The 24,206-nt window shown below is 64.7% G+C and carries 19 protein-coding genes; 5 read left to right on the top strand and 14 right to left on the bottom strand.

The features are described 5' to 3' along the window. Positions 1-220 precede the first annotated feature (220 nt). The 5 genes from HYN69_RS13780 to HYN69_RS13760 all read right to left on the bottom strand — a co-directional run bounded on the left by HYN69_RS13780 (position 221) and on the right by HYN69_RS13760 (position 6,479). Positions 221-1,456 carry an NAD(P)/FAD-dependent oxidoreductase gene (locus tag HYN69_RS13780; RefSeq protein WP_108436242.1) on the bottom strand — a complete coding sequence of 412 codons (1,236 nt, stop codon included), beginning with the start codon at positions 1,454-1,456 and terminating at the stop codon, positions 221-223. A 63-nt stretch (positions 1,457-1,519) separates the two neighbouring features. Further along, complete coding sequence (locus HYN69_RS13775) at positions 1,520-2,680, bottom strand: iron-containing alcohol dehydrogenase (RefSeq protein WP_108436241.1); 1,161 nt, start codon at positions 2,678-2,680, stop codon at positions 1,520-1,522. Between the two features lies 1 nt (position 2,681). Further along, the gene (locus HYN69_RS13770; RefSeq protein ID WP_108436240.1) at positions 2,682-4,061 is read right to left on the bottom strand and encodes an aldehyde dehydrogenase family protein; all 1,380 of its coding nucleotides are present in this window, start codon (positions 4,059-4,061) and stop codon (positions 2,682-2,684) included. 177 nt (positions 4,062-4,238) lie between these two features. Beyond that, positions 4,239-5,606 (bottom strand): glutamine synthetase family protein, encoded by a 1,368-nt coding sequence (locus HYN69_RS13765; protein ID WP_108436239.1) that lies wholly within the window; start codon positions 5,604-5,606, stop codon positions 4,239-4,241. Positions 5,607-5,714: 108 nt separating this feature from the next. After that, positions 5,715-6,479: an N-formylglutamate amidohydrolase gene (locus tag HYN69_RS13760; protein WP_108436238.1), complete on the bottom strand. Its 765-nt coding sequence runs from the start codon at positions 6,477-6,479 to the stop codon at positions 5,715-5,717. Between the two features lie 156 nt (positions 6,480-6,635). On the opposite strand from HYN69_RS13760, the gene HYN69_RS13755 reads away from it, so the two are divergent. Beyond that, the gene (locus HYN69_RS13755; RefSeq protein ID WP_108436237.1) at positions 6,636-7,505 is read left to right on the top strand and encodes a MurR/RpiR family transcriptional regulator; all 870 of its coding nucleotides are present in this window, start codon (positions 6,636-6,638) and stop codon (positions 7,503-7,505) included. 121 nt (positions 7,506-7,626) lie between these two features. Here HYN69_RS13755 and HYN69_RS13750 read toward each other — a convergent pair whose 3' ends face one another. From HYN69_RS13750 to HYN69_RS13720, 7 genes are all read right to left on the bottom strand, one after another. Continuing rightward, positions 7,627-8,511 (bottom strand): DMT family transporter, encoded by an 885-nt coding sequence (locus HYN69_RS13750; protein WP_230426425.1) that lies wholly within the window; start codon positions 8,509-8,511, stop codon positions 7,627-7,629. A 67-nt stretch (positions 8,512-8,578) separates the two neighbouring features. Further along, positions 8,579-9,499, bottom strand: coding sequence for a 2-hydroxyacid dehydrogenase (locus tag HYN69_RS13745; RefSeq protein ID WP_108436236.1), 921 nt, complete (start codon positions 9,497-9,499; stop codon positions 8,579-8,581). Between the two features lie 9 nt (positions 9,500-9,508). Then, positions 9,509-10,648 carry a rod shape-determining protein RodA gene (rodA, locus tag HYN69_RS13740; protein ID WP_108436235.1) on the bottom strand — a complete coding sequence of 380 codons (1,140 nt, stop codon included), beginning with the start codon at positions 10,646-10,648 and terminating at the stop codon, positions 9,509-9,511. Between the two features lie 12 nt (positions 10,649-10,660). Beyond that, positions 10,661-12,604 (bottom strand): penicillin-binding protein 2, encoded by a 1,944-nt coding sequence (mrdA, locus tag HYN69_RS13735; protein WP_108436234.1) that lies wholly within the window; start codon positions 12,602-12,604, stop codon positions 10,661-10,663. 7 nt (positions 12,605-12,611) lie between these two features. Further along, entirely contained in the window at positions 12,612-13,151 is a 540-nt protein-coding gene (locus tag HYN69_RS13730; RefSeq protein WP_108436233.1) for a rod shape-determining protein MreD, read from the bottom strand. Beyond that, complete coding sequence (mreC, locus tag HYN69_RS13725) at positions 13,144-14,127, bottom strand: rod shape-determining protein MreC (RefSeq protein WP_108436232.1); 984 nt, start codon at positions 14,125-14,127, stop codon at positions 13,144-13,146. Before mreC ends, HYN69_RS13730 begins: the two co-directional genes overlap by 8 nt. A gap of 41 nt (positions 14,128-14,168) precedes the next feature. Then, positions 14,169-15,206: a rod shape-determining protein gene (locus HYN69_RS13720; protein WP_108436231.1), complete on the bottom strand. Its 1,038-nt coding sequence runs from the start codon at positions 15,204-15,206 to the stop codon at positions 14,169-14,171. Between the two features lie 307 nt (positions 15,207-15,513). On the opposite strand from HYN69_RS13720, the gene HYN69_RS13715 reads away from it, so the two are divergent. After that, positions 15,514-16,290 (top strand): hypothetical protein, encoded by a 777-nt coding sequence (locus tag HYN69_RS13715; RefSeq protein ID WP_159082481.1) that lies wholly within the window; start codon positions 15,514-15,516, stop codon positions 16,288-16,290. A gap of 120 nt (positions 16,291-16,410) precedes the next feature. Here the strand turns inward: HYN69_RS13715 and HYN69_RS13710 are convergent, their stop codons facing one another. Beyond that, positions 16,411-17,988 (bottom strand): 2-isopropylmalate synthase, encoded by a 1,578-nt coding sequence (locus HYN69_RS13710; RefSeq protein ID WP_108436229.1) that lies wholly within the window; start codon positions 17,986-17,988, stop codon positions 16,411-16,413. 426 nt (positions 17,989-18,414) lie between these two features. Here HYN69_RS13710 and HYN69_RS13705 point away from each other — a divergent pair, with 426 nt between their 5' ends. Next, positions 18,415-19,101 (top strand): SDR family NAD(P)-dependent oxidoreductase, encoded by a 687-nt coding sequence (locus HYN69_RS13705; protein WP_108436228.1) that lies wholly within the window; start codon positions 18,415-18,417, stop codon positions 19,099-19,101. Positions 19,102-19,195: 94 nt separating this feature from the next. Then, positions 19,196-20,719 carry a cryptochrome/photolyase family protein gene (locus HYN69_RS13700; RefSeq protein ID WP_108436227.1) on the top strand — a complete coding sequence of 508 codons (1,524 nt, stop codon included), beginning with the start codon at positions 19,196-19,198 and terminating at the stop codon, positions 20,717-20,719. Positions 20,720-20,876: 157 nt separating this feature from the next. On the opposite strand, the gene HYN69_RS13695 is transcribed toward HYN69_RS13700, so the two are convergent. After that, positions 20,877-22,322, bottom strand: a complete 1,446-nt coding sequence (locus HYN69_RS13695) for an MORN repeat-containing protein (RefSeq protein ID WP_108436226.1) — start codon at positions 22,320-22,322, stop codon at positions 20,877-20,879. A gap of 151 nt (positions 22,323-22,473) precedes the next feature. Here HYN69_RS13695 and HYN69_RS13690 point away from each other — a divergent pair, with 151 nt between their 5' ends. Further along, positions 22,474-24,135, top strand: a complete 1,662-nt coding sequence (locus HYN69_RS13690) for an NAD+ synthase (protein WP_108436225.1) — start codon at positions 22,474-22,476, stop codon at positions 24,133-24,135. Positions 24,136-24,206: the final 71 nt, after the last annotated feature.

Genomic DNA, 24,206 nt, shown 5'->3' with positions numbered 1-24,206 from the left:
GTCAAGCCCCGCCGCAGCAAGGGGGCGTATGCCGCCCCCACGGCTCGCAAGCGAGCCTTCCCCCTGCAGGATATTTAAGGACAGAAAATGCCGATACAGTTCATTTTCTGTCCTCAAATATCCTCTGGGGTGAATTGGCCGGCACGGCCAAGAGGGGGCGCTCGCGCCCCCTGAACCCGCGCCGCAAGGCGCTGACCGCGTGCCGCGCCAGCGGCTCCGTTCAGAAACGGGTTGGAAGATAGGATGAAAGGTCAAGCTCGGGCGCGCGACCCGCTACCAGATCGGCCACGATCCGCGCCGTGATCGGGGCCAGCGTCAGGCCGATATGGCCGTGGCCGTAAGCGTGGATCACGTCATCGCCCCGCGACGACGGCCCGATCACCGGCACCGAGTCGGGGACCGACGGGCGAAACCCCATCCATTCGCGGCTCGGTTCGGGCAGGTCGGGAAAGATCGCCCGCGCGCCCTCGACCAGTTTCGCGATGCGATGAGGCGAGGGAGGCGCTCTCAGCCCGCCCAGTTCCACCGTCCCCGCCACCCGCAAGCGCCCTTGCATCGGGCACAGATAAAAGCCCCGCGCCGTGGGGCAGGCGGGCCGCATGAGACGCGGTGCCTCCATGTCCCATTCGACATGATAACCCCGTTCGGTATCGAGCGGCACGCGGTCGCCCGCCTGCGCCGCCAGCGCCCGCGAATGGGCCCCCGCCGCCAGCACCACCTTGCGCGCATGCAGCGCAAACCCCGGTCCACTGACCACGATCCCGTCCACCCGCCGCTCCAGCCGTTCCGCCCTTGCGCGAATGACCCGCGCCCCGCTTCCGACATGGGCCGCCAGCAGCCGCATCATCGCGCCCGGATCGTTCAGGAACACTGCCTTGGGAAAGAACGCAGCCCCGCCCTCGACCTCGGGCAACCCCGGTTCCATCTGGCGCAGCACCGCAGGGCCGACCAGATCGACCGTAATCCCGAGTGTCCGCCGAAACGCCATATCGGCCTCGGCAGCGCGAAAGGCGGCCTTCGTCTCGTAGACGTAAAGACAGCCGCGTTTTTGCATGATGCCGTCGCCGCCGATCCGGTCGGCCAAATCCAGCCATGACGGGCAGGCATCGGCCAGCAGCCGCGCAATCGCCGCAGCGTTCCGCGCGGTCGGTCCGGGCAGCGATTGCGCGGCAAAGCGCATCAGCCAAGGCATCAGCGACGCAATCGCCGCGCGCCGGATCGACAGCGGCGACATCTTGTCGAACAACAACGAAGGCAGGTTCCGCAGCACATCGGGGCTGCCCACCGGCATCACCGCGTAATCTGCAATTGTGCCGGCGTTCCCGTAAGACGCCCCCGCCCCCGGCTCGCCCGGATCGACCAGCGTGACCTCGCGCCCCTCGGCCAGCAGCCGCTCGGCCACGGCAAGGCCTATCACGCCTGCGCCGATCACGGCGATTTCGCTGCGCTCGGTCATGGAACGGGGCCTTCATCGGTTATGGGGGGTGCGGGGGGACGGCCGTCCCCCCGCCCTCAGCACTCACATGCAGGCGTCAAACAGCGCCCGTGTATTGGCGCGCGTCAATTCCACCGGATTGCCGCCGCAAGACGGGTCTTCCAGCGCCATTTCGGTCAACGCGTCCAGCCGCGCGGCCTCGACCCCCATCGCGGTCAGGTTCGCCGGAATCCCCAGCACCGTCCGCAGGTTCATCACCGCCTGCCGGAACCCGTCAAACCCGCCCGCAATGCCGATATAGGCCGCAGCCTTCTCCAGCCGCGCCTCGATGGCGGGGCGGTTGAAGTCGAGCACCATGGGCATCACCACCGCATTTGTCGTGCCGTGATGGGTGTTGTAGACCGCCCCGATCGGATGGCTCAGCGCATGGATCGCCCCGAGCCCCTTCTGGAAGGCCACGGCCCCCATCGCCGCCGCGCTCATCATATGGGCGCGGGCCTCGAGGTTGGTCGGGTCGCCGTAAGCCGTGGGCAGGTTCTCGAACACAAGCCGCATCCCCTCCAGCGCGATACCCTGCGACATCGGATGGTAGAACGGGCTGCAATAGGCTTCCAGACAATGCGCCAGCGCGTCCATGCCCGTGCCTGCGGTGATGAACTTGGGCATCCCCACCGTCAAGGCAGGGTCACAGATCGTCACCACCGGCATCAGCTTGGGATGGAAGATGATCTTCTTCTTATGCGTCACCGAATTGGTCAGCACGCCCGCGCGGCCCACTTCCGAACCGGTCCCCGCCGTGGTCGGCACCGCGATGATCGGCGCGATCTTGCCCGCATCCGCACGGGTGAACCAGTCGTCGATATCCTCCAGATCCCAGACCGACAGGTCGGCCCGCTGATGCGCCATCAGCGCGATCATCTTGCCAAGGTCCAAGGCCGATCCGCCACCGAAGCAGATCACCCCGTCATGGCCACCGGCCAGATAGACAGCGATCCCCGCTGCCATGTTGCCCTCGTTCGGGTTCGGGTCGACCTCGGAAAACACCGACCTGCCCAGCCCCGCCGCCGCCAGCCCGTCCAGCGCCGCCGCCGTGATCGGCAGGCTCGCCAGCGCCTTGTCGGTCACCAGCAGGGGCTTTTTCACCCCTGCCGCCGCGCAATGCTCGGCCAGTTCGGAAATCCGGCCCACGCCGAACTTGATCGCGGTCGGATAGGACCAGTTGCGATTGGGAACGTTGTGGCTCATGTCACACCTTTTTGAAATGATAGGATTTCGGTCGGGTCACCGAATGGAACCCGAGATAGGAAAGCGACCCGCCGCGCCCCGTGTCCTTGCACCCCGTCCAGCACAAGGCGGGGTCGAGGTAATCGGCGCGGTTCATGAAAACGGTGCCCGTCTCGATCTGCGCCCCGATGGCGGCTGCGGTGTCGTAATCTTCCGTCCAGACGCTTGCCGTCAACCCGTAAGGGCTGTCGTTCATCAGCGCGATGGCTTCGGCATCGTCCTTGACCTTCATGATCCCGACCACGGGGCCAAAGCTCTCTTCGGTCATCACCCGCATGGAATGGTCGACATTCACCAGCACCTGCGGCGCAAGGTAAGCCCCGCCGTCATCGGCAGGGAAATTCGCCGGATCGATCAGCGGCATCGCCCCTGCCGCAATCGCCTCGGCCACCTGCCCGCGCACCACGGCGGCGAACCGTTTGTTCGCCATCGGCCCCAGCGTCGTGGCCGCATCGAACGGATTGCCCAGTTTCAGCGCGTTGACCCAAGCCACCGCCTTTTCGACGAAAGCGTCATACAGGCTTTCATGCACGTAGATCCGCTCGATCCCGCAGCAGCACTGCCCCGAGTTGAACATCGCCCCGTCCATCAGCGTATCGACCGCCGCATCCAGATTGGCATCCGCCCGCACATAGCCCGGATCCTTGCCGCCCAATTCCAGCCCAAGCGGGGTAAACGTCCCCGCAGCCGCCTTCTCCATCGCCACGCCGCCGCCGACCGATCCGGTGAAGTTCACGAATCCAAAGGCCCGCGCCCCGATCAGGGCCTCCGTCGTCGCATGGTCCAGCACCACGTTCTGGAACACATCCGCAGGCACGCCCGCCGCATGGAAGGCTTCCGCCATCCGCTCGCCCACCAGCAACGTCTGGCTCGATGCCTTCAGCACGACCGAGTTGCCCGCGATCAGCGCAGGCACCAGCGTGTTGATGGTGGTCAGGTACGGGTAATTCCACGGCGCCACGATGAACACGACCCCAAGCGCCTCACGCGCGAGGTAGCGACGGAACGTGTCGCTGTCCTCGACCATCTTCGGCGCCAGCGTCTCGGCCGCGATCCCCGCCATATAGTCGGTCCGCGCATTCACCCCGCCGAATTCCCCGCCGAAACGGGTGGGGCGGCCCATCTGCCACGCCAGCTCCTCGACGATCACCGCCGACATCCCGTTCAGCTTGGCAACCCCCGCCTGCACCAGCGCCACACGCTCGGTCAAGGGCCGCGCCGCCCAGGCCTTTTGCGCCGCCTTGGCGCGGGCAACGGCAGCAACCGCCGCGTCATGCGATAGCGGCGTCCGCTCGGCATAGACCGAACCATCCACCGGAGAGATCAACTGTATCGGCTTCATCGCTTCACCTTCGGGCGTCCCGCCCCCTGCGGTGGGTGCAAAGCACCCACCCTACTTGCCATTTCCTGCGGGACATGCGCCCCGTTGCGTAGGGTGGGTGCTCTGCACCCACCGCCCCGCTTTCACCCCGTCCTTCGCCGTGTAGGGTGCGCGTTCACCGCGCACCGCTGCCCGTCCTTACGCCCGTTCAAGCAGGCGTTGCACCTCGAAATCCGTCACCACGCGGTCGGTCTCGGCAATTTCCCACTGGGCGGCATGGTGGTAATGGTCCACCACGTCGTCGCCAAAGGCCGCCCGCAGCATGGCCGACCCGTTGGCCAGCGCCGCCGCCTCGCGCAGGTTCTTCGGTATCTCGCGGATCCCCTTGGCGGCATACATATCGCCGCGCATCTCGGGTTCCAACTCCATCTTCTTCTCGATCCCGTCCAGCCCCGCCGCCAGCAAAGCAGCACAGCACAGATAGGGGTTCACGTCGCTGCCCGGAATCCGGCATTCGACGCGTATCCCCTTGGTATGCTCGCCGCAAATCCGGAACCCCGCCGTGCGGTTGTCCGACGACCACACCGCTTTCGTCGGCGCGAACATCCCCACGGTGAACCGCTTGTAGCTGTTGACATAAGGCGCCAGAAACAGCGTGATCTCCTGCGCGTGGGCCAATTGGCCTGCAAGGAACTGCTTCATCACCTCGCTCATGCCGTGCTTGTCAGCCTTGTCGACGAACAGCGGCTTACCATCCACCGACCAGAGCGACTGGTGCACATGGCTCGACGATCCCGCACGCCGATGGTCATACTTGGCCATGAAGGTCACCGACCGCCCCTTGGACCATGCGATTTCCTTGACCGCCGTCTTGATGATCGAATGGTTGTCCGCCGTATCCAGCGCGTCCGAGTAGCGATAGTTGATCTCTTCCTGCCCCGCCTCGGCCTCGCCTTTCGAGTTTTCCACCGGAATCCCCGCCGCATAAAGCCCGTTGCGAACCGCCCGCATCACCTCTTCTTCCTTGCTGGTCTGGAAGATGTGATAATCCTCGTTATAGGCGCTGATCGGCTTCAGCCCGCCGAACCCGTTGTCGCGGAACGACTCGTAGCTGTTCTCGAAGATGTAGAATTCGAGTTCCGTCGCCATCATCGGCTCGAACCCCATCGCCCGCGCCCGCGCCACCTGCCGCTTCAGGATCGCGCGTGGCGAATGCGGCACCTCCTCATGCGTGTGATGGTCCAGCAGATCGCACAGCACCAGCGCGGTGCCGGGCAGCCACGGCAAGGGGCGCAGCGTCGACAGGTCGGGCTTCATCACGTAATCGCCATAGCCGGTTTCCCAGCTTGTCGATTTGTAACCCTGCACCGTGTTCATCTCCATATCCACGGTCAGCAGATAGTTGCAGCAATGCGTTTCCTCATGCCCGCCGTTCACGAAAAAGGCGGCGTGAAAACGCTTGCCCATCAGGCGCCCCTGCATATCGACCCCTGCGACCAGCACGGTATCGATCTCGCCGCGCGCCACGGCATCCTTCAGCGCGTCCATCGTCATGTTTCCGGGCATCCGGTCTCTCCGTCGGGTTCAAGCCCCTGCCTGCAAAGGGCGCGGGGTCATTTGCATCTGTAAGCGGGCGCGCTTGGCCCCCGTCGCGTCACTCGGGCAGCGAAAGGCTCAACTGGCCTTGGCCTGTTTCTGGATTTCGGCCACACCCATGTTGATCACAGGTGCCAGCAGCGCCGCCATCGCCTCTTGCGCCGCGGCATCGGCAATCAGGTCGTTCCTGATTTCCAGCATGGCATTGGGCAGCCCGTAGGGCGTGGCATTGACCCGCAAGCTGTGGGTCACATCATCCGCCGCCGAATAGGGCGCGTTCAGTTGCGCGTTCATCCGCGTCATCCGCGCCGCCGCATCGCGTATCGCCACCGCAAGCGCCGGATCGGCGTCATGGATCACCCCGAATTCTACCGCCCGCGCCTTGCCGAAATAGACCGGCGTGAAACTGTGGATCGTCACCATCACCGGCCGCAACCCCGCCGCCAGACGCCGCATCAAAAGCCCGTGCAGCGCATCGTGGAACGGCAGATAGACCGCTTCGGTCCGCGCCCTGCGCTCCTCGGGCGACACGGCGATGTTTCCGGGGACATCATAAACCTCGGACCGCGCCGGCATCGCGCCGGGCATGTCGGGCGCACGGTTGCAATCATAGATCAACCGGCTGGCCGGAGCGTGGATCAGTACCGCATCCAGCCGCGACATCAGCCCCCGCGCCAGCCCCAGCGCGCCCGGATCCCAGGCGATATGCGCCTGACGCGCCGCCTCGGACAACCCCAGATCGCCCCAGGGTGCCGGAAAGGCATTGGACGCATGTTCGCAGACCAGAACCACACGGCCCTTGGCCGCCTCGTTCTCGATCACCGGCGCAAAACGCTGCTCCATTCCTACCTGTCATCCTTGTCAATTCGCACCCAAGGCTTGCCTTGCCCAAGCGCACTGTCAAGAATTATTCACGACATCTCCCGCTGTAGTGATGTTTTCTGTTTGCAGCATCGCGCCCCGCGCCCGATGATGCGCCAGGACCAAGGGAGCCGCCGCATGGATCTGGACAGCACGATCGAAGACCACATCCGCCGCGCCTTGCCCGACCTGACCCGTGCCGAACGCCAACTCGCGACCCATATCCTCGGCCAGTATCCGGTCGCAGCCTTGGGCTCGATCACCGCATTGGCCAAAGCGGCCGAAGTGTCCACACCCACCGTCGTGCGCCTCGTGCAGAAACTCGGTTTCAAGGGCTATCCCGATTTCCAGCACTCCTTGCGCGGCGAGGTCGAGGCGATGCTCGTCTCGCCGCTCGCCAAACATGACCGCTGGGCAGGGGGCGTGCCTCAGTCGCATATCCTCAACCGCTTTGCGGACGCGGTGGTGGGCAACCTGCAAGCCACCTTCGGCCAGATCGACCATGCCGAATTCGACGCAGCCGCCACCCTGCTGGCCGATCCCGACCGCCGCATCTTCACCGTGGGCGGGCGCATCACCCATGCGATGGCTGATTACTTCGCCACACTGATGCGGGCGGTCCGCAGCAATGTCACGCTGATGTCCGACATGTCGAACGCCTGGCCCTCGGCGCTGGTCGACCTCGCGCCCGGCGATGTGCTGGTGGTGTTCGACGTGCGCCGCTACGAAAACGCCGTGCTGCAACTGGTGGAACTGGCCGTCGAACATGGGGCGGAAGTCGTCCTGATCACCGACCGCTGGGTCAGCCCTGCCGCCACCCATGCCCGCCACACGCTCGCCTGCCATATCGAAGCGCCAAGCGCATGGGACAGCATGGTGTCGATCCTCGTCCTGATCGAAACCCTGCTCGCCTCGGTGCAGGACCGCACATGGGCCACGACCGAAGGCCGCCTGAAACGGCTCGAAGACCTTTACACCCGCGCCCGTTTCTTCCGCCGCCACCGCTAGCGATTTCTGACGCAGAAATCGCGCCGGAATTTGACGCAAATCCCGGGCGCCCCACCTGCCACGGGCGCGACCCAAAATTTTTCGCAAAAATTTTACGCGGAATTTGCGTCAAATTCCGCCCTTAGGCCAGGCGTCGTCGCGCCCCGGAAACACCATTCATCATCACGGCGACCAAAATGATCGCCCCGCCCAGAAAGGTGTTGGCACTCGCCGTCTCGCCCAGAAAGGCCCAGACCCACAGCGGTGCCAGCATCACCTCGATGTTGGACAAAAGCGCCAGTTCTGCCGCAGGCACCACGCGGCTGCCCAGCGTGTAAAGCACCATCCCGCCCGACAGCGTGACCGCCCCCATCGCCATCGCCCAGACCGCATCCGATACTGGCACGGCCAGCGTCTGGCCCAGCATCGACGCGACCGCCGCCCCCACGATGATCGAAAACACGCCGCCCATCAGCACCGAAGGCAGCGTGTCGGTCAGCTTTCTCCAGCGCAGCGACACGGTGAACACCGCAAAACCCAGCGCCGACAACAGCGCCGCCACGTTTCCGGCCATCGCCCCGCCGTGCAGCCCTTCGCGCACCATCACGAATATCCCGACCAGCGCGACCCCGATCGCGGCCCATGTCTCGCCGCGCACCCTCTCGCCCAGCACCACCCAGCCGATCAGCGCGGTCAGAAAGGGCGAGGCCGCGAACAGGAAGACCGCATTGGCAATCGTCGTGACCTGAATGGAATAGATCGCACCGGCAAAGGCCGCGACCAGCCCGATCCCGCCCAAGGCACCCGCCAGCCCCACCTGCCGGATCGCAGGAACAGGCGACCCGCCCGCCCGATAGGCCAGAAACGCCAGAAGAACGGGCAGCATCCCGACCGACCGCCAGAACAGCACGGCCCAGGTCCCCGCCGTATCGATCTGGCGAAACACCAGCCCCTGCACCGACCACAGCACCCCCGCGGCGACAACCAAGAGCATTCCCGTTCCGTAGCGCATCGAACCCCCAGACATCACTGCCACCATGGGGCAATCTGCACCGCGCCGCGTCTGTCCCGTTCCCGACGCAAGGGCGGCGCTTTCAATACCCGCGCTTGCGGTCCACAAGGTTCAGCAAGGGCTCGCCGGCCTCGCCCCGCCGCACATTCTCGGCAATCACCCGCGCGGATGAGGCAGGCCGCGTGTCGGCCGCGATATGCGGCGTGACCGTCACACGCGGATGCGCCCAATAGGGGTGATCCTTCGGCAAGGGTTCGACGCGGAACACGTCCAGCGTCGCATGGCCGATATGCCCCGCATCCAGCGCCGCCAGCAGCGCCGCATCGTCGATGATCGCCCCGCGACCGGGGTTCAGGATCACCGCCCCCGCAGGCAGCATTGCCAGCCGCCGCGCATCGAGCAGGTTTTCCGTCTCGGCCGTCTTGGGCAGCAGCGTCACGACGATGGCCGCCCCGCGCAGTGCAGCTTCAAGCCCCTCCTCGCCATGCAGGCAAGCGATGCCCGCGACCGCCTTCGCGGACCGGCTCCACCCCGTCACCGGAAAGTTCAAAGAGGCCAGCGCCCGCGCCGCCGCCGTGCCCAACTCGCCCATGCCTAGCATCGCCACGGGCCGTTCCCGCGCCAAGGGCGGGCAGGTCGGGTCCCACACCCGCCCCGGATTGACGATATGGCGGTCTATCCCAAGGTGATGGCGCAGCGCATGCCCCACCACCCATTCCACCATGCCTTCGGTCAGGGCAGGGTCGACCATCCGGCACAGGGCTTGTGTCAGCGAAGGGTTGCCCACGATCCGCTCGACTCCCGCCCACAAGGACAGCACTGCCTTGCAAGCCGTATAGGGCGCGAAATCCTGCAATGGCGACGAGGGCGCATAGATGATGTAATCCACCGTCTCGGGCGCGGCTTCGGTCACGAGATCGACCCCCATCCCGTCAAAGGCGGCGGTCAGGCTTGGCCGGTACTCCTCCCACAGGGCAGGAACCGCGAACAGGACGGTGGGCATGAAAGGCTCCTATCTCAGCCGGTGGACATAGGCGCTTTGCACCAGTCCGAATGCGATCAGCAAGACCAGCATGACCGACCCGCCATAGGAAAGGAAGGGCAGGGGCACCCCCACCACCGGCGCCATGCCCATCACCATCGACATGTTCACCGCAATATAAAGGAAAAAATTTGCCCCGATCCCCAGAATCAGCAATTGGCTGAAACGGTCCTTGTTCTGCAACGCACTTGTGAACAGGAAAAACAGGATCAGCCCGTATAGCACCAGAAGCGTCATCGTGCCGACGAAACCGAACTCCTCGCCCAGCGTGGTAAAGATGAAATCGGTGTGCTTTTCGGGCAGGAAATTCAGCCGCGACTGGGTGCCTTGCATGAACCCCTTGCCGCTCCACCCGCCCGAGCCAAGCGCGATCTTGGCCTGCATGATGTTGTAGCCTGCCCCCAGCGGGTCGGCAGACGGATCGAGAAAGGTGTCGATCCGCCGGTATTGGTAATCGTGCAGGAACTGCCACGGCGTCCCGCGTGTCGTAAAGACAGCCGTCACCGCCCCCGCCACGAGCGCCAGCACCACCACGTAATACCAGATGCTCACACCGGCCGCGAACATCACGGCAGCGCCCCCCATCAGCAGCATGAGCGACGTGCCAAGGTTCGGCTGGATGACCACCAGCGCGGTCGGCACCACGATCAGCAAGACCGGCACCAGAACCCACAGCGGCCGCGACACCTTCTTGGGGTCGAGCCAGTCGTAATAGGCCGCCAGCATCATCACCAGCGTCACCTTCATCAACTCCGAAGGCTGGATGCGGATCGGCCCGATATCCAGCCAACGCTGCGCCCCCATGCCGACCGCGCCGAACAATTCGACTGCCACCAGCAACAAAAGCGTCACCACATAGCAAAGCGCCGTGACGTTCCGCCAGAACCAGATCGGCACGAAGGCGATGGCGAACATGAGCAGCAGCCCCACGCCGAACCGCTTCATCTGTGGTTCGGCCCACAGCTCCATCCGGCCCCCCGCGATGGAATAGAGCACCAGAAACCCGATGGCCGAAACCGCGGTAACCAGAACGACCAGCGCCCAGTTCAGATGCAGCACCTTTCGCAGCCCCGTCGGCGCGGTCTTTACGCGATATTCGAGAAAACTCACCCGTCCGCCCCCTCAGGCCCGCGTCGTCTGCGGCGTACCGCTTATACGCAGCTTTTCCTTCAGCGCGTTCAGATCGGTCTCGATCCGTCCGCGCTGGGCAGCCGGATAAGCGTCAAGCGGGGGTATCCCCCCCGTCAGCGCCCGCAGCAAGGCATCGCGCGCTATGGGGGCGGCCACCGTCGACCCGCCGCCGCCATGTTCCACCACCACCGCCACCGCGTAGCGGGGCGCCGCATAGGGCGCATAGCCCACGAACAGCGCATGGTCGCGCCGCTCCCATGGCAGATCATCGTTCGACGTGACGCCCCGCGCCCGTTCGGCGGCGCTGATGTTACGCACCTGACTGGTCCCGGTCTTGCCCGCCATCAGCATCGTCTCGTCAGCGATGCGCGACGATTTCGCCGTCCCGCGTTCGCTGTTCATCACATCATACATGCCGGTCTGGACCGCCCGCAACTGTGCAGGCGTCAACCCGATCGAGGCAGGCTCTGGCACCTCGACCGGTTTGCCGCCAACCGCCTTTATCAGCCGTGGCTCGACCATCTTGCCCGTCGCCACCCGCGCCGTCATCACCGCAAGCTGCAAGGGCGACGCCAGCACATACCCCTGCCCGATCGACGCGTTGATCGTATCGCCGATCCGCCAGTCCTGCCCCCAGCGCTCCTGCTTCCACTCCTTGTTGGGCATGATGCCCTCGGTGATCGCAGACATCGGCAGATCATGCCGCATGCCAAGCCCCATGCGCTTGCCCATCGCCGCAATCGCGTCGATCCCGACCTTTTGCGCCACCTCGTAATAAAAGACGTCGCAACTTTGCTCGAGCGAATGGGCAAGGTTCACCGTGCCATGCCCGCCATGTTTCCAGCAATGGAAGCGCCGGTTGCCGAATTCTATGTAACCGGGGCAGTAATGCGTCGTCTCGGGCGTGATTACCCCCGCTTCCAGCGCCGCCAGCGCGGTCACGATCTTGAAGGTCGACCCCGGCGGATAGGCACCCTGCACTGATTTGTTGGCCAGCGGGCGGTGGTCATTCTCCATCAGCGTGGAATAATCCCGCTGCGTGATGCCGCGCACGAACAGGTTGGGGTCGAACCCGGGGGCCGAGGTGCATGCGATCAACTCGCCACTGTTCACATCCATCACCACACAGGCCGCCGACAGGTCGCCCAGCCGCATCTGCACGAAATTCTGCACATCGGCGTCGATGGTCAGCTGGATATCGGCCCCCGGCTTGCCTTCGGTCCGCTCCAGCTCGCGCATCACGCGGCCCACGGCATTCACCTCGATCCGCTTGTTGCCCGCTGCCCCCCGCAGCGTGTCCTCCATCCAGCGTTCCACCCCGATCTTGCCGATCTGGAACTTCGGGATGGTCAGCACCGGGTCGGGATCGGTCAGCTCCGCCAGATCCTTCTCGCTCACCGGGCCGACATAGCCGACAACATGGCTGAAATCCTCGACCAGCGGGTAATGCCGCGACAGGCCCACTTCGGGCGTGATACCCGGCAGGGTAGGGGCATTCAGCGCGATCTTCGAGAAATCCTGCCACGGCACCCGGTCGGCTACGATGATCGGCACAAACGGGCTGTTGCGCTCCAGATCCTTGCGAACCCGGTCCAGGTCTTCTTCCGTCATCGCGATGATATGCGACAGCCGGTTCAGTACCGTCTCCACATCACCCGCATCTTCCCGCGTCAGGGTGATCCGGTAATTCTGCTCGTTTCCGGCGATCAGCTTGCCGTTGCGGTCCTGAATCAACCCCCGTTCGGGCGGGATCAGCCGCATGTTGATGCGGTTTTCCTCGGCCAGCAGGCGGAACTGGTCGGCCTGTTCCACCGATAAAAACCGCATCCGCGCCCCCAGCACGGCAAACATCGCCGCCGAGGCCCCGCCCAGCAGCAAGGCGCGGCGGTTCACGCGGCGCGCACTTTCCTCGGTATCGCGGGCATTGCGTCTCATGGGCGTCTCACAACCGCCTCCCGTAGGCATCCACCTCGCCCGTCGCGGGCTTTCGCAAGTCAAAGGCAAAGCGCGATGCGGCAACCACGAATGGATAGCACAAGATCGACCACAACGTCTGCAACAGCGCAAAGCCGAATGCAGGCTGCGGCAGGAAAGCGATCACGAACACCAGCCGGTACGCCAGCAGCATCGCCACCAGCACCGCCGCGACCAGTGCCCATTCGGCGGCAAAGCTCAACTCGCGCGTCAATCCGACCCGCACCCGCAGGAATTCGGTGCCAAGGATGACCACCCCCGCCCACAGTCCCGGCGGACGCATCAGCAGGAAATCCTCGATCAGCACCACAGCGCAGATCAATAGCACCGGCAGGTAATCCGGCCGCCGCACCACCCATGCCAGAATCAGACACAGCAAAAGGTCAGGCCCCGGCCACGACCCGGCAAGCGACCCAAGCGGCAGCAGCTTGATGAACAGCAACAAGGCCGCAAGCGTCACGAACAGCCCGCGATAGAACCACAGTGTAACGCGCAGCGGATCAACCATCGCCCGCCTCGCCGTCCGGTGACCCGCCGGTCGCATCGCCCGTGCCAGTTGCGGTTGCAGCCCCGTCCGCAGGCTCCTCGCCCGTCACCGCAGGCGCGGGCGCGGGCGGGCTAGGTGGTTCGGCGATCAGCGCGCCCGCATCGGTGATCGGCTCCAGATCGTGGCTCCGCAGCACCCGCAGGAACTCCAGCCGCTCGTAATCGGCGCTCAGCACCACGCGCAGCCGCCTGTCCGTGCCCATCGCCACCTGCCCGACCAGCAGCCCCGCAGGCAACATGCCTCCGTCGCCGCTTGTCACCACACGGTCACCGGGTCGCACCAGATCGGCGTCCTCCAGAAATTCCAGCGGCGGCAGGCCTGAGTTGTCGCCCGACAACAGTGCCTTCTGTCCGCTCGGCTGTACCGTCACCGGCACGCGGCTGTTGCTGTCGGTCAGCAGGATCACGCGGGCGGTCCGCTCTCCCACGCCCGAAATCCGGCCCACCAGCCCGATCCCGTCCATCGTTGCCCAGCCGTCGCGGATGCCGTCCCGCGCGCCCACGTTCAACAGCACCGACTGGCGGAACGGCGACCCGCTGTCGGCCAGAACCACCCCCGTCACATGCGTCAGCTTTGGATCGAGCCGCACCTGGTTCAGGTCCAGAAGCCGCGCATTCTTCTGCTCGAGTTGTAGCGCCGCTTCCTTCCAAGCCTTCATTTGCTGCAACTCGCGCCGCAGCTCCTGATTTTGCGCGTAAAGGCTGGCGTAGCTGTGGAATTCATCCACCATCGCGGTTGCCTTGGCGACAGGAAGCAAGGCCCAGTCGAACGATGGCACCACCGTATCGACCAGCGCCGCACGGAAACGTTCCACCCGCGGGCTGTCTATGCGCCACAAAAGGAACAGCCCTACCAGAAGCAGGACCAGCAACGACACCAGCACGCGCCGCAAGGGTCGTGCAAAGTCTTCTGGTCCAGTGCTGCGCGTTCTAGCCACGGCCTTGCCCTTGTCGTCCGATACGCGAAGCGGTCAGCTGATCAGCTGTCGTAATCGATCACGTGACGCAGTTGCTTTTCATATTCCAGCGCCTTGCCGGTGCCCAAAGCCACACAATTGAGCGACTCGTTGGCGACCGAAATCGAAAGCCCCGTCTGCTCGCGCAGCGCAAGGTCCAGATCGCCCAGAAGCGCCCCGCCGCCCGTCAGCATCACGCCCCGGTCCACGATATCCGCCGCCAGATCGGGCGGAGTTGCTTCCAGCGCCTGCATCACCGCGTCGCAAATCTGTTGCACGGGTTCGGCCAAAGCCTCGGCCACCTGCGCCTGATTGATCTCGGTTTCCTTAGGCACACCGTTCAGCAGGTCACGCCCGCGAATTTGCATCGACGCCCCGCGCCCGTCATCGGGCATCCGCGCCGTGCCGATGGATGTCTTGATCCGCTCGGCCGTCGATTCGCCGATCAGCAGGTTCTGGTGACGGCGCAGATAGGAAATGATCGCCTCGTCCATCCGGTCGCCACCCACACGCACCGACCGCGCGTAGACGATATCGCCAAGCGACAGCACCGCGACCTCCGTGGTCCCGCCGCCGATATCGACCACCATGTTCCCCGTGGGATCGGTGATCGGCATCCCCGCGCCGATCGCCGCCGCGATCGGTTCAGCGATCAGCCCCGCCCGTCGCGCCCCTGCCGAAAGCACCGACTGCCGGATCGCCCGCTTTTCCACCGGCGTCGCGCCATGCGGCACGCAGACGATGATCTTGGGCTTCGAGAATGTCGTGCGGCGATGCACCTTGCGGATGAAATGCTTGATCATCTCTTCGGCGCTGTCGAAATCCGCGATAACACCGTCCCGCATCGGGCGGATCGCCTGAATCGTTCCCGGCGTGCGGCCCAGCATCAGCTTGGCATCCTCGCCCACCGCCAGAACCTGCTTCTTGCCGTCCTTGATATGATAGGCCACCACCGAAGGCTCGTTTAGCACGATGCCCTTGCCGCGAATATATACCAGCGTATTCGCCGTGCCGAGGTCGATCGCCATGTCCGACGAAAAGAGGCTCGAGAGTATAGACATACGGGGTGTGTCCTGTGCCAACGCAGAAATAAGATATGTGCCCGCGACTCGGACGGATCCAAGGCGGGTCAGTCCATATAAAGACAGCGCCGCGCCTGCGAAAGCCCCGCACCAAGCGGCCCGCGCAATTCCGCGTGACGCAGCACAAGTAGCATTTTTCCCATATTTTGCCCGCGAAGTAACCGTAGAAATTCAGCCGGATTTCACTTTTCCTGCTTTAGGCCGCCTTTCGCCCCGCCGCGCAGCCTTGCGGCGCGGTTCAGGATGCATGGCTTCGTCCCTTTCCCTCTCTCCCAAAGCGTCCTAAGTGGACCAACCTTCCGCCGCCAAAGGCCACGCCATGCCCGACTTCCTGCCCGACGTTCCGGTCGATGCCGTCCTCGCCGCCCTCGCCAGATCACCGGGAAACGAGCTTGCTTCGGGCAAATTCGACAGCCCCGAGTCCTCTGCTGCCCTCGCGGTAAATGCCTTTGGCCGGTTCCTCGATGCCCCCGCGCTTTTGCCCGCGCTGCCCGCCGTGCCGATGAGCCGGCCCGAGCAGGTGGCCCTGTCGGTCGAGATGCACTTTCCATGGCGCGGCGGGCGTCACCCGTGGTGTGACGTGGCGCTCACCAGCGCCACCTCTTTCGTCGGCATCTGTGCCAGACGCTACGAACCCTTCCGTCCGGCCAAGGCGAACCGCTTTGCCGAACCCTTCGACAGCCTAGACTGGGGCGAGGGGATGGCACGTTTCGAAGCCCTGCGCGCCGCCCTGACGCGGGGAGCGCTGACCTATCGCCACCTCGACGCGGTGCAACTGGTGAAACTGGCCTATGGCTTGCGCACGCAGGCGCACAAACGGGCGCGCGGCGCGGTGCTCGTCTACCTCCATGCAGCCCCCGCCACATGGGCGAGCGGCAAGCCCGTCGATCCCGCCTCCATCGCCCGCCACGGCGCCGAGGTCGAAGACCTCGCCCGCCGCATCAAGGGCCAAGACGTTGCCTTCGTCCCCCTGCGCTGGTCAGACCTCCTCGCGCAATGGGCAGCCACCCCCGCCCTCGCCCCCCACGCCAAAGCCCTGCAAACCCGCTTTGGCCCATTCTGACCGACAATCGGAGTTTGACGCAAACTCCGCGCCGAAATCTGACGCAGATTTCGCCCGCCCCTGTGGGAAAAGCGGAATCTGCGCCAAATTCCGGCGCGAAGTCTTACGCCAGAAAACGCCTCAGCCCGCGTCGCGGTAGTTCACGCTCTTCACATCCGCATCCGGCGCGGTCTTCTGCCGCCGCACGATCAGCTTGTTGAGCGCATTGATATAGGCTTTGGCGCTGGCGACGATGGTATCGGTATCCGCGCTCGACCCCGTCACGATCCGCCCGTCCTCTTCCAGCCGCACCGAAACCGTCGCCTGCGCGTCCGTCCCCGCCGTCACGGCAGCCACCTGATAGACCTGCAACCGCGCCCGATGCGGGAACAGCATCTTCACGCAGTTGAACGCCGCATCCACCGGCCCGTCGCCCGTGGCGTCGATATGGTGATCCACCCCGTCGATGGTCAGCACCATGTCGGCCTCTTGCGGCCCGTCTGTCCCGCAGATCACGCGCAGCTTCTTCAACACCAGAGTGTCATGCGCGTCCATCGTCGCCTCGTCGGCCACGAGTGCCACCAGATCGTCGTCATAGACCTCTTTCTTGCGGTCGGCCAAAGCCTTGAAGCGCACGAATACGTCATTGAGCTGGTTATCCGCCAACTCGTAGCCCAGCTCCTTCAACTTCGCCCGCAACGCGGCGCGGCCCGAATGCTTGCCCATCGTCAGGTTCTTCTGCGTCAGCCCGATATCCTCGGGGCGCATGATCTCGAAGGTCTCCACGTTCTTCAGCACACCATCCTGATGGATGCCGCTTTCGTGCAGGAAGGCGTTCTTGCCCACGATGGCCTTGTTGAACTGCACCGCGAAACCGGAAACCGAGGCCACCCGCCGCGACAGGTTCATGATCTTGGTGGTGTCGATGTTCGTCCGATATGGCAGAATGTCGTTGCGAACCCGCAGCGCCATGACCACCTCTTCCAGCGCGGTATTGCCCGCCCGCTCGCCCAAGCCGTTGATCGTGCACTCGATCTGCCGTGCGCCGCCCTCGACCGCGGCCAGCGAATTCGCCGTCGCCATGCCAAGATCGTTGTGGCAATGCGTCGCAAAGACGATGCTGTCAGCCCCCGGCACCCGCTCGAGCAGCATGCGGATGATCTTGGCGCTTTCCATCGGATAGGTGTAGCCGACCGTATCGGGAATGTTGATCGTGGTCGCACCTGCCTTGATCGCGATCTCGACCACGCGGCACAGGTAATCATCCTCGGTCCGCGTGGCATCCATCGGCGACCACTGCACGTTGTCGCACAGGTTGCGCGCATGGGTCACCGTGTCATGGATCCGCGCCGCCATCTCGTCCATCGTCAGGTTCGGAATGGCGCGGTGCAACGGCGACGTGCCGATGAACGTATGGATACGCGGCGATTTCGCGTGTTTCACCGCCTCCCAGCAGCGGTCGATATCCTTGTAATTCGCCCGCGCGAGGCCGCAGATCGTCGAGTTCTTCGCCCGCTTGGCAATCTCCGACACGGCGGCAAAATCGCCTTCGGACGCAATCGGGAAACCGGCCTCGATGATGTCGACGCCCATCTCGTCCAGAAGCCCCGCGATCTCGAGCTTTTCCTCATGGCTCATCGTCGCACCGGGCGACTGTTCCCCGTCGCGCAGCGTGGTGTCGAAAATCAGGACGCGGGGTTGCGTGGTCTTTTCGGTCATCGGATCGTATCCTTGGAATTCTTTTGGCTTCTGTTTCTGGCTTGGGCGCTTGTCACCTCCGAGCGGTCGCGCCCAAGGGCACGCTCAGAGGCAGCTAAGAAGCAGAAGCAGCGCAGGGGCGCGCACAGACGCCGCAGCGCCGGAAAGGTCGTGAATATGCGGGTCCCGTGTCATGGCCGCGACGATACCGAAGCTTTGCGCCAAGACAAGCCGAAAATCGCCCGATCAAGGAACGCCCCGTCAGGTTTCGCCTCTCTCGGCCCGAGCCGCCTTGCCCATCCCGCCGCCGCACCCCGGCCCGCACCCGCATCCAGTTGCGCCCGGCGTTTCACCTTTGCCCAAATACTCATCTTCCTTCCACCCGTCCAACCACCGCCGCCCCATTTTTTCCCTCGCCCTCACGCCCCGTCGCCCTAGAACCCCCTCATGGCAAACGAAACATCCTTCACCCCCCGTGCGCTGGTCATCGGCGCATCCGGCGGCATCGGCGCAGCCGTGACGGCGGCGCTCATGGCACAAGGCACCGAGGTAACCGCCCTGTCCCGCCGCAGCCACGGCCTCGACCTCACGGACGAATCATCCATTGCCGCGCATCTCGCCCCGCTCGAAGCCCCCTATGACCTGATCCTCGTGGCGACAGGCGCGCTTGAACTCGGTCCCCACCGGCCCGAAAAATCCCTCCGCGCGCTCGACCCGGCAGCCCTCGCCGCGCATTTCGCCCTAAACGCCACCGGCCCCGCGCTTGTGCTGAAACACGCGCTGCGGCTTATCCCCCGCGACCGGCCCGCCCGCTTCGCCGCGCTTTCGGCCCGCGTCGGTTCGATCGGCGACAATGCGCTTGGCGGCTGGTTCGCCTATCGCGCCGCCAAAGCAGCCCTGAACCAGCTGATCCACACCGCGGCGGTCGAGGTCAAACGCACCCACCCCCAAGCGATCCTGTGCACCTACCACCCCGGCACCGTGGCAACCCCCCTTACCGGCGCCTATGCGAACGGCCATCCGACCGTCCCGCCCGACACCGCCGCGCATCACCTTCTGTCCGTGCTGGCAAACCTCACCCCCGCCGACACGGGCGGCTTCTTCGACTGGCAGGGAAAAGCAATCCCTTGGTAGTCCCCGCCCGCCATTTTCTGTCTGAAAATATCCTCGGGAGGGTCCGGGAGGGCAGACAGCCCTCCCGGCGGTCCCGCTCAACCAAAGGCCAGCCATGCGATTGATCCTGATCCTTGGCGACCAACTCTGCCAAAGCGTAGCGGCCCTGCGCCAAGCAGACCCCGCCACCGATCTGATCGTCATGGCCGAGGTGCTGGCCGAAGGCACCTATGTGCCGCATCACCCGCAAAAGATCGTGCTGATCCTGTCGGCCATGCGCCACTTCGCCCATGACCTGCGCGCCGCAGGGTGGCGCGTCGCCTACACCAGACTCGACGATCCCGATAACACCCACTCCATCCCCGGCGAACTCCTGCGCCACGCCGCAGCCACGGGTGCGACCGAAATCATCGCCACCACCCCCGGCGAATGGCGCCTGATCCGCGCGCTGCAAGAAACCCCCCTCCGCGTCACCCTGCTGCCCGATGACCGCTTCCTCTGCTCCGACGCCGAATTCGCCGCATGGGCCAAAGACCGCAAACAACTCCGCATGGAGTTCTTCTACCGCGACATGCGCCGCAAGACCGGCTTGATGATGGAGGGCGACAAACCCGCAGGCGGCCAGTGGAACTTCGACCACGACAACCGCAAAGCGGCCAAACCTGACCTCCTGCGCCCCCGCCCGCCACGCTTTGCCCCCGATGCCGTCACACAAGAGGTCGCAGCCCTCGTCAAAGCCCGCTTCCCCGGCCACTTCGGCAAGGCCGAACCCTTCGGCTGGGCCGTCACCCGCCACGATGCCCTTCTGGCACTCGACCATTTCGCCACTCACGCCCTGCCACGCTTCGGCGACGAACAGGACGCGATGCTGACAGACGACCCCACGCTCAGCCACGCGCTGATCTCGCCCTACCTCAACATCGGCCTCCTTGCCCCGCTCGAGATCTGCCAGCGCGTCGAAGCCGAATGGAAAGCGGGCCGCGTGCCGATAAACGCCGCCGAAGGATTCATCCGCCAGATCATCGGGTGGCGCGAATTCATGCGCGGCATCTACATGCTCGAAGGCGAAGGCTACACATCGCGCAACGTGCTTGGCCACAACCGCCCGCTGCCCGCCCTCTACTGGGGCAAACCCACCCGCATGAACTGCCTGTCGCACGCCGTCGGCCAGACCCGCGACATGGCTTATGCCCACCACATCCAGCGCTTGATGGTCACCGGCAATTTCGCCCTGCTCGCCGGCGTCGACCCGGCCGAAGTCCACGAATGGTATCTCTCGGTCTATATCGACGCCTTCGAATGGGTCGAAGCCCCCAACACCATCGGCATGTCACAATGGGCCGATGGCGGGGTGGTCGGATCGAAACCCTATGTCTCGTCAGGCGCCTATATCGACCGGATGTCGGATTACTGCAAATCCTGCACCTATGCGGTCAAGGAAAAGTCCGGCGCCAAAGCCTGTCCGTTCAACCTGCTCTACTGGCACTTCCTGAACCGCCACCGCGACCGCTTCGCCGCCAACCCCCGAATGGCCCAGATGTATCGCACCTGGGACAAGATGGACGAAACCCATCGCACCACGGTGCTGGCCGCTGCCGAAGCCTTTCTGACCCGCCTCGATGCAGGCGATCCGGTCTGACGGGGTAAAAATTTTCGGCGAAAATTTTTGGCCAGACGACGAATTTTCGCAGAAAATTCGTCTCCTACCACCCGCCCGCACGCCCCCGCACGCCACAAATTTTCGCAGAAAATTTGTTCCTCCCGCAGAATTTTCGCCGAAAATTCTGCCCCGCCCCTCACTCCGACGGTGGCTTCGCCTCGGCCGGGGCCGCGGTGTCGGGTGCTTCGACCAGAATACCGGCCAGCCATTCGCCTTCCGCAATCTTGCCGCTTGTGTACACCAGCTTGCCCTTGCCCTGCCGCTTGCCCTTGGCAAACTGCCCCTCGTAGCGGTCGCCACCGGCATAGACGGCGACGCCTTGCCCCTCGATCTCGCCCGCCGCCCAGTCCCCGACATAGGAAAACCCGTCCGGCATCACCAGACGCCCCTTGCCCTGCCGCCGCCCCGCCTCGAACTGCCCCGCGTAGACCGACCCGTCCGGATAGGCCGCGCGCCCGTATCCCTGCCGCACCCCCGCCTTCCATTCGCCGCGATAGCCGTAACCGTCGGGAAAGGTGATCTCGCCGCTGCCGTCGGGCTTGGCATCGACGAACCGCCCCGTATAGACCGACCCGTCGGCATATGTCGCGCGACCTTGGCCACCGATGCTTCCCGCAAACCAGGTCCCCTCGTAGGACGACCCGTCCCCATAGGTGATCTTGCCTTGCCCCTCGGGTCGGTCCTTGACCAGACCGCCCACATAGACCGACCCGTCCGGATAGGTCAGCTTACCCGGCCCCGACAGGTGCCCCGCCGTCCAGACGCCCTCGAACACATACCCGTCCTTCGACCGGAACAGGCCTTTGCCGCTGCGTAGGTCGGCCGCATAATCGCCTTCGTAAACATCGCCCGACGCATAAGACAGCCGCCCCGTCCCCTGCTTTTGACCGTTTGCAAAGCCACCCTCGTAGATATCGCCCTTCGGCTGGGTCAATTTTCCCTGCCCGTTGATCTGCCCGTCTTTCCAGTCGCCGACGTAGCGCAGCCCGTCGGGCAGGACCAGCATCCCCTGACCTTCGCGTAATCCGGCCTTCAACCCGCCGTCATATACCGCGCCATCGGGATAGGTGATCTTGCCGGTGCCCTCTTTCTCGCCAGCCACCCAGTCGCCCTCGTATCGATAGCCGCCGGGGCCTTCCATGACGCCCTTGCCCTGCTGCTTGCCGTCCACGAAAGCGCCGGTATAGGCCGACCCGTCCGGATAGCGGGCCACGCCTTGCCCTTCGATCTTGCCGTCCTTCCAATCCCCCTCGAAACTGGCGCCGTCGGCATAGGTTATCTTGCCCTTGCCTTCGGGTTTTCCCTTGGCAAACTCTCCCACGTAGACCGAACCGTCAGGATATGCGGCGCGGCCCTGACCGCGGATCTCGCCCGCCACCCAATCGCCAGAATACTCGAACCCGTTTACCAACCGATAAGTGCCGGTCCCGTCCTGCAACCCGTCCTTGAACGTGCCCTCATAGACCGACCCGTCGTCATATTGCTTGGTGACGATCTCGCCTGCCGTCTGGGCAAGCCCCGCCTGCGGTGTGCCCAACGCCAATCCCAACCCGACCAGCCCCGCCGCCTGCCACTGCCGCATCTTGTACCGCCCCGTTTTCAGGTTCTGTACCCAAAGCCTATCCCTCCACCCCGACCCAGACAAGCACCGCGCCCGCGTCTCGGCGGGGAACCTTTCCCTTCCTCCCGCCTCGGGCTAGAACCACAAGCGGACCCGCGCAAAGGAAGCACCGATGGCCGACACCTTCCGCCTTACGCTGGCGCAGTTGAACCCGACCGTGGGCGCGATTGCGGCGAACATGGCGCTCGCCCGTTCGGTCTGGCAACAGGCGAAAGCCGCAGGCAGCGACATGGCCGCCCTGACCGAGATGTTCGTCACCGGCTACCAGACGCAGGACCTGATCCTGAAACCCGCCTTCGTGCGCGATGCCGTGGCCGCGATCGAGGCGCTGGCGAAAGACTGCGCCGATGGCCCCGCACTTGGCATCGGCGGCCCCTGCTTGCGGGGCGGCGCGCTTTATAACGCCTATTACATCCTGCAAGGTGGTACCGTCACGGCAACCGTGCTCAAACACCACCTGCCCAACAGCAATGTCTTCGATGAAAAGCGCCTCTTCGCCTCGGCCGATGTGCATGGCCCCTATACCGTGGCGGGCGTCCGCATCGGCACCCCGATCTGCGAGGACAGCTGGCACCCCGATGTCGCCGAAACCCTGGCCGAGACCGGGGCCGAGATCCTGCTCGTCCCCAATGGCTCGCCCTACCACCGCGGCAAGCCCAATCTGCGGCTGAACCTCATGGTGTCGCGCGTGGTCGAAACCGGCCTGCCGCTCGTCTACCTCAACATGACCGGCGGGCAGGACGATCAGGTCTTCGACGGCTGCTCGATGGTGCTGAACCCCGGCGGGCAGCTTGCGGTGCAAATGCCGCAATTCGACGACTCGATAACCCATGTCACTTTCACCCGCACCCCCGACGGCTGGCGCGCCAAAACGGGCGAACGCGCCAGCGTGCCCGAAGTGGCCGAGGCCGATTACCGCGCCATGACCATCGGCCTGCACGATTACCTTGCCAAATCCGGTTTCAAAAAAGTCGTGCTCGGCCTCTCGGGAGGCATCGATTCTGCCATCGTCGCCACAATCGCCGCCGATGCGCTTGGCCCCGAAAACGTGCATTGCGTCATGCTGCCCTCGCGCTTCACCTCGCAAGCCTCGCTTGACGATGCCGCCGCCGTCGCCCGCGCCCTTGGCTGCCGGCTCGACACCATCCCGATCACCGGCCCGCAAGACGCCGTGGGCGAAGCCCTTGCGCCCCTCTTTGCCGGAACCGAAGCGGGTATAACCGAGGAGAACATCCAAAGCCGCCTGCGCGGTCTGCTCCTCATGGCACTGTCGAACAAATCCGGCGCGATGCTCTTGACGACCGGCAACAAATCCGAAGTCGCGGTCGGCTATTGCACGATCTACGGCGACATGAACGGCGGCTACAACCCGATCAAGGACCTGTGGAAAACCCGCGTCTTCGACACCTGCCGCTGGCGCAACGCCAACCACCGCCTGTGGATGAAAGGCCCCGCAGGCACCGTCATTCCGCCGAACGTCATCGACAAACCCCCCAGCGCCGAACTGCGCGAAAACCAGCGCGACGATGACAGCCTGCCGCCCTATCCGGTGCTCGATGCCATCCTCGAAGGTCTGGTGGAAAAGGACCTTTCGGTTGCCGAGATCGTGGCGCAAGGCCATGACCTCGCTACCGTTAAACGGGTCGAACACCTCCTTTACACCAGCGAGTGGAAACGCTTCCAATCCGCCCCCGGCGTGCGCCTGACGCAAAAGGCCTTCTGGCTCGACCGCCGCTACCCGATGGTGAACCGTTGGCGCGACGCGGTCAGCTAAGCGCTGCCGCCTGCGTTGCGCCCCGAGTATTTAAGCAAGGGTGAAACCGCGCAGCAAAGGGCGCTCCCCTC

Origin of the sequence: Gemmobacter aquarius, assembly GCF_003060865.1 — a bacterium.
GTDB lineage: Bacteria > Pseudomonadota > Alphaproteobacteria > Rhodobacterales > Rhodobacteraceae > Paragemmobacter > Paragemmobacter aquarius.
Note: the sequence above shows the minus strand (reverse complement) of the source record. Positions and strands in the feature narration are given on the sequence as shown.

Excerpts from the sequence above, each read along its gene's own strand:
- HYN69_RS13780 (WP_108436242.1), bottom strand. The coding sequence starts at position 1,456 with ATGACCGAGCGCAGCGAAATCGCCGTGATCGGCGCAGGCGTGATAGGC.
- HYN69_RS13775 (WP_108436241.1), bottom strand. The coding sequence starts at position 2,680 with ATGAGCCACAACGTTCCCAATCGCAACTGGTCCTATCCGACCGCGATC.
- HYN69_RS13770 (WP_108436240.1), bottom strand. The coding sequence starts at position 4,061 with ATGAAGCCGATACAGTTGATCTCTCCGGTGGATGGTTCGGTCTATGCC.
- HYN69_RS13765 (WP_108436239.1), bottom strand. The coding sequence starts at position 5,606 with ATGCCCGGAAACATGACGATGGACGCGCTGAAGGATGCCGTGGCGCGC.
- HYN69_RS13760 (WP_108436238.1), bottom strand. The coding sequence starts at position 6,479 with ATGGAGCAGCGTTTTGCGCCGGTGATCGAGAACGAGGCGGCCAAGGGC.
- HYN69_RS13755 (WP_108436237.1), top strand. The coding sequence starts at position 6,636 with ATGGATCTGGACAGCACGATCGAAGACCACATCCGCCGCGCCTTGCCC.
- HYN69_RS13750 (WP_230426425.1), bottom strand. The coding sequence starts at position 8,511 with ATGTCTGGGGGTTCGATGCGCTACGGAACGGGAATGCTCTTGGTTGTC.
- HYN69_RS13745 (WP_108436236.1), bottom strand. The coding sequence starts at position 9,499 with ATGCCCACCGTCCTGTTCGCGGTTCCTGCCCTGTGGGAGGAGTACCGG.
- mrdA (WP_108436234.1), bottom strand. The coding sequence starts at position 12,604 with ATGAGACGCAATGCCCGCGATACCGAGGAAAGTGCGCGCCGCGTGAAC.
- HYN69_RS13730 (WP_108436233.1), bottom strand. The coding sequence starts at position 13,151 with ATGGTTGATCCGCTGCGCGTTACACTGTGGTTCTATCGCGGGCTGTTC.
- HYN69_RS13720 (WP_108436231.1), bottom strand. The coding sequence starts at position 15,206 with ATGTCTATACTCTCGAGCCTCTTTTCGTCGGACATGGCGATCGACCTC.
- HYN69_RS13710 (WP_108436229.1), bottom strand. The coding sequence starts at position 17,988 with ATGACCGAAAAGACCACGCAACCCCGCGTCCTGATTTTCGACACCACG.
- HYN69_RS13705 (WP_108436228.1), top strand. The coding sequence starts at position 18,415 with ATGGCAAACGAAACATCCTTCACCCCCCGTGCGCTGGTCATCGGCGCA.
- HYN69_RS13700 (WP_108436227.1), top strand. The coding sequence starts at position 19,196 with ATGCGATTGATCCTGATCCTTGGCGACCAACTCTGCCAAAGCGTAGCG.
- HYN69_RS13695 (WP_108436226.1), bottom strand. The coding sequence starts at position 22,322 with ATGCGGCAGTGGCAGGCGGCGGGGCTGGTCGGGTTGGGATTGGCGTTG.
- HYN69_RS13690 (WP_108436225.1), top strand. The coding sequence starts at position 22,474 with ATGGCCGACACCTTCCGCCTTACGCTGGCGCAGTTGAACCCGACCGTG.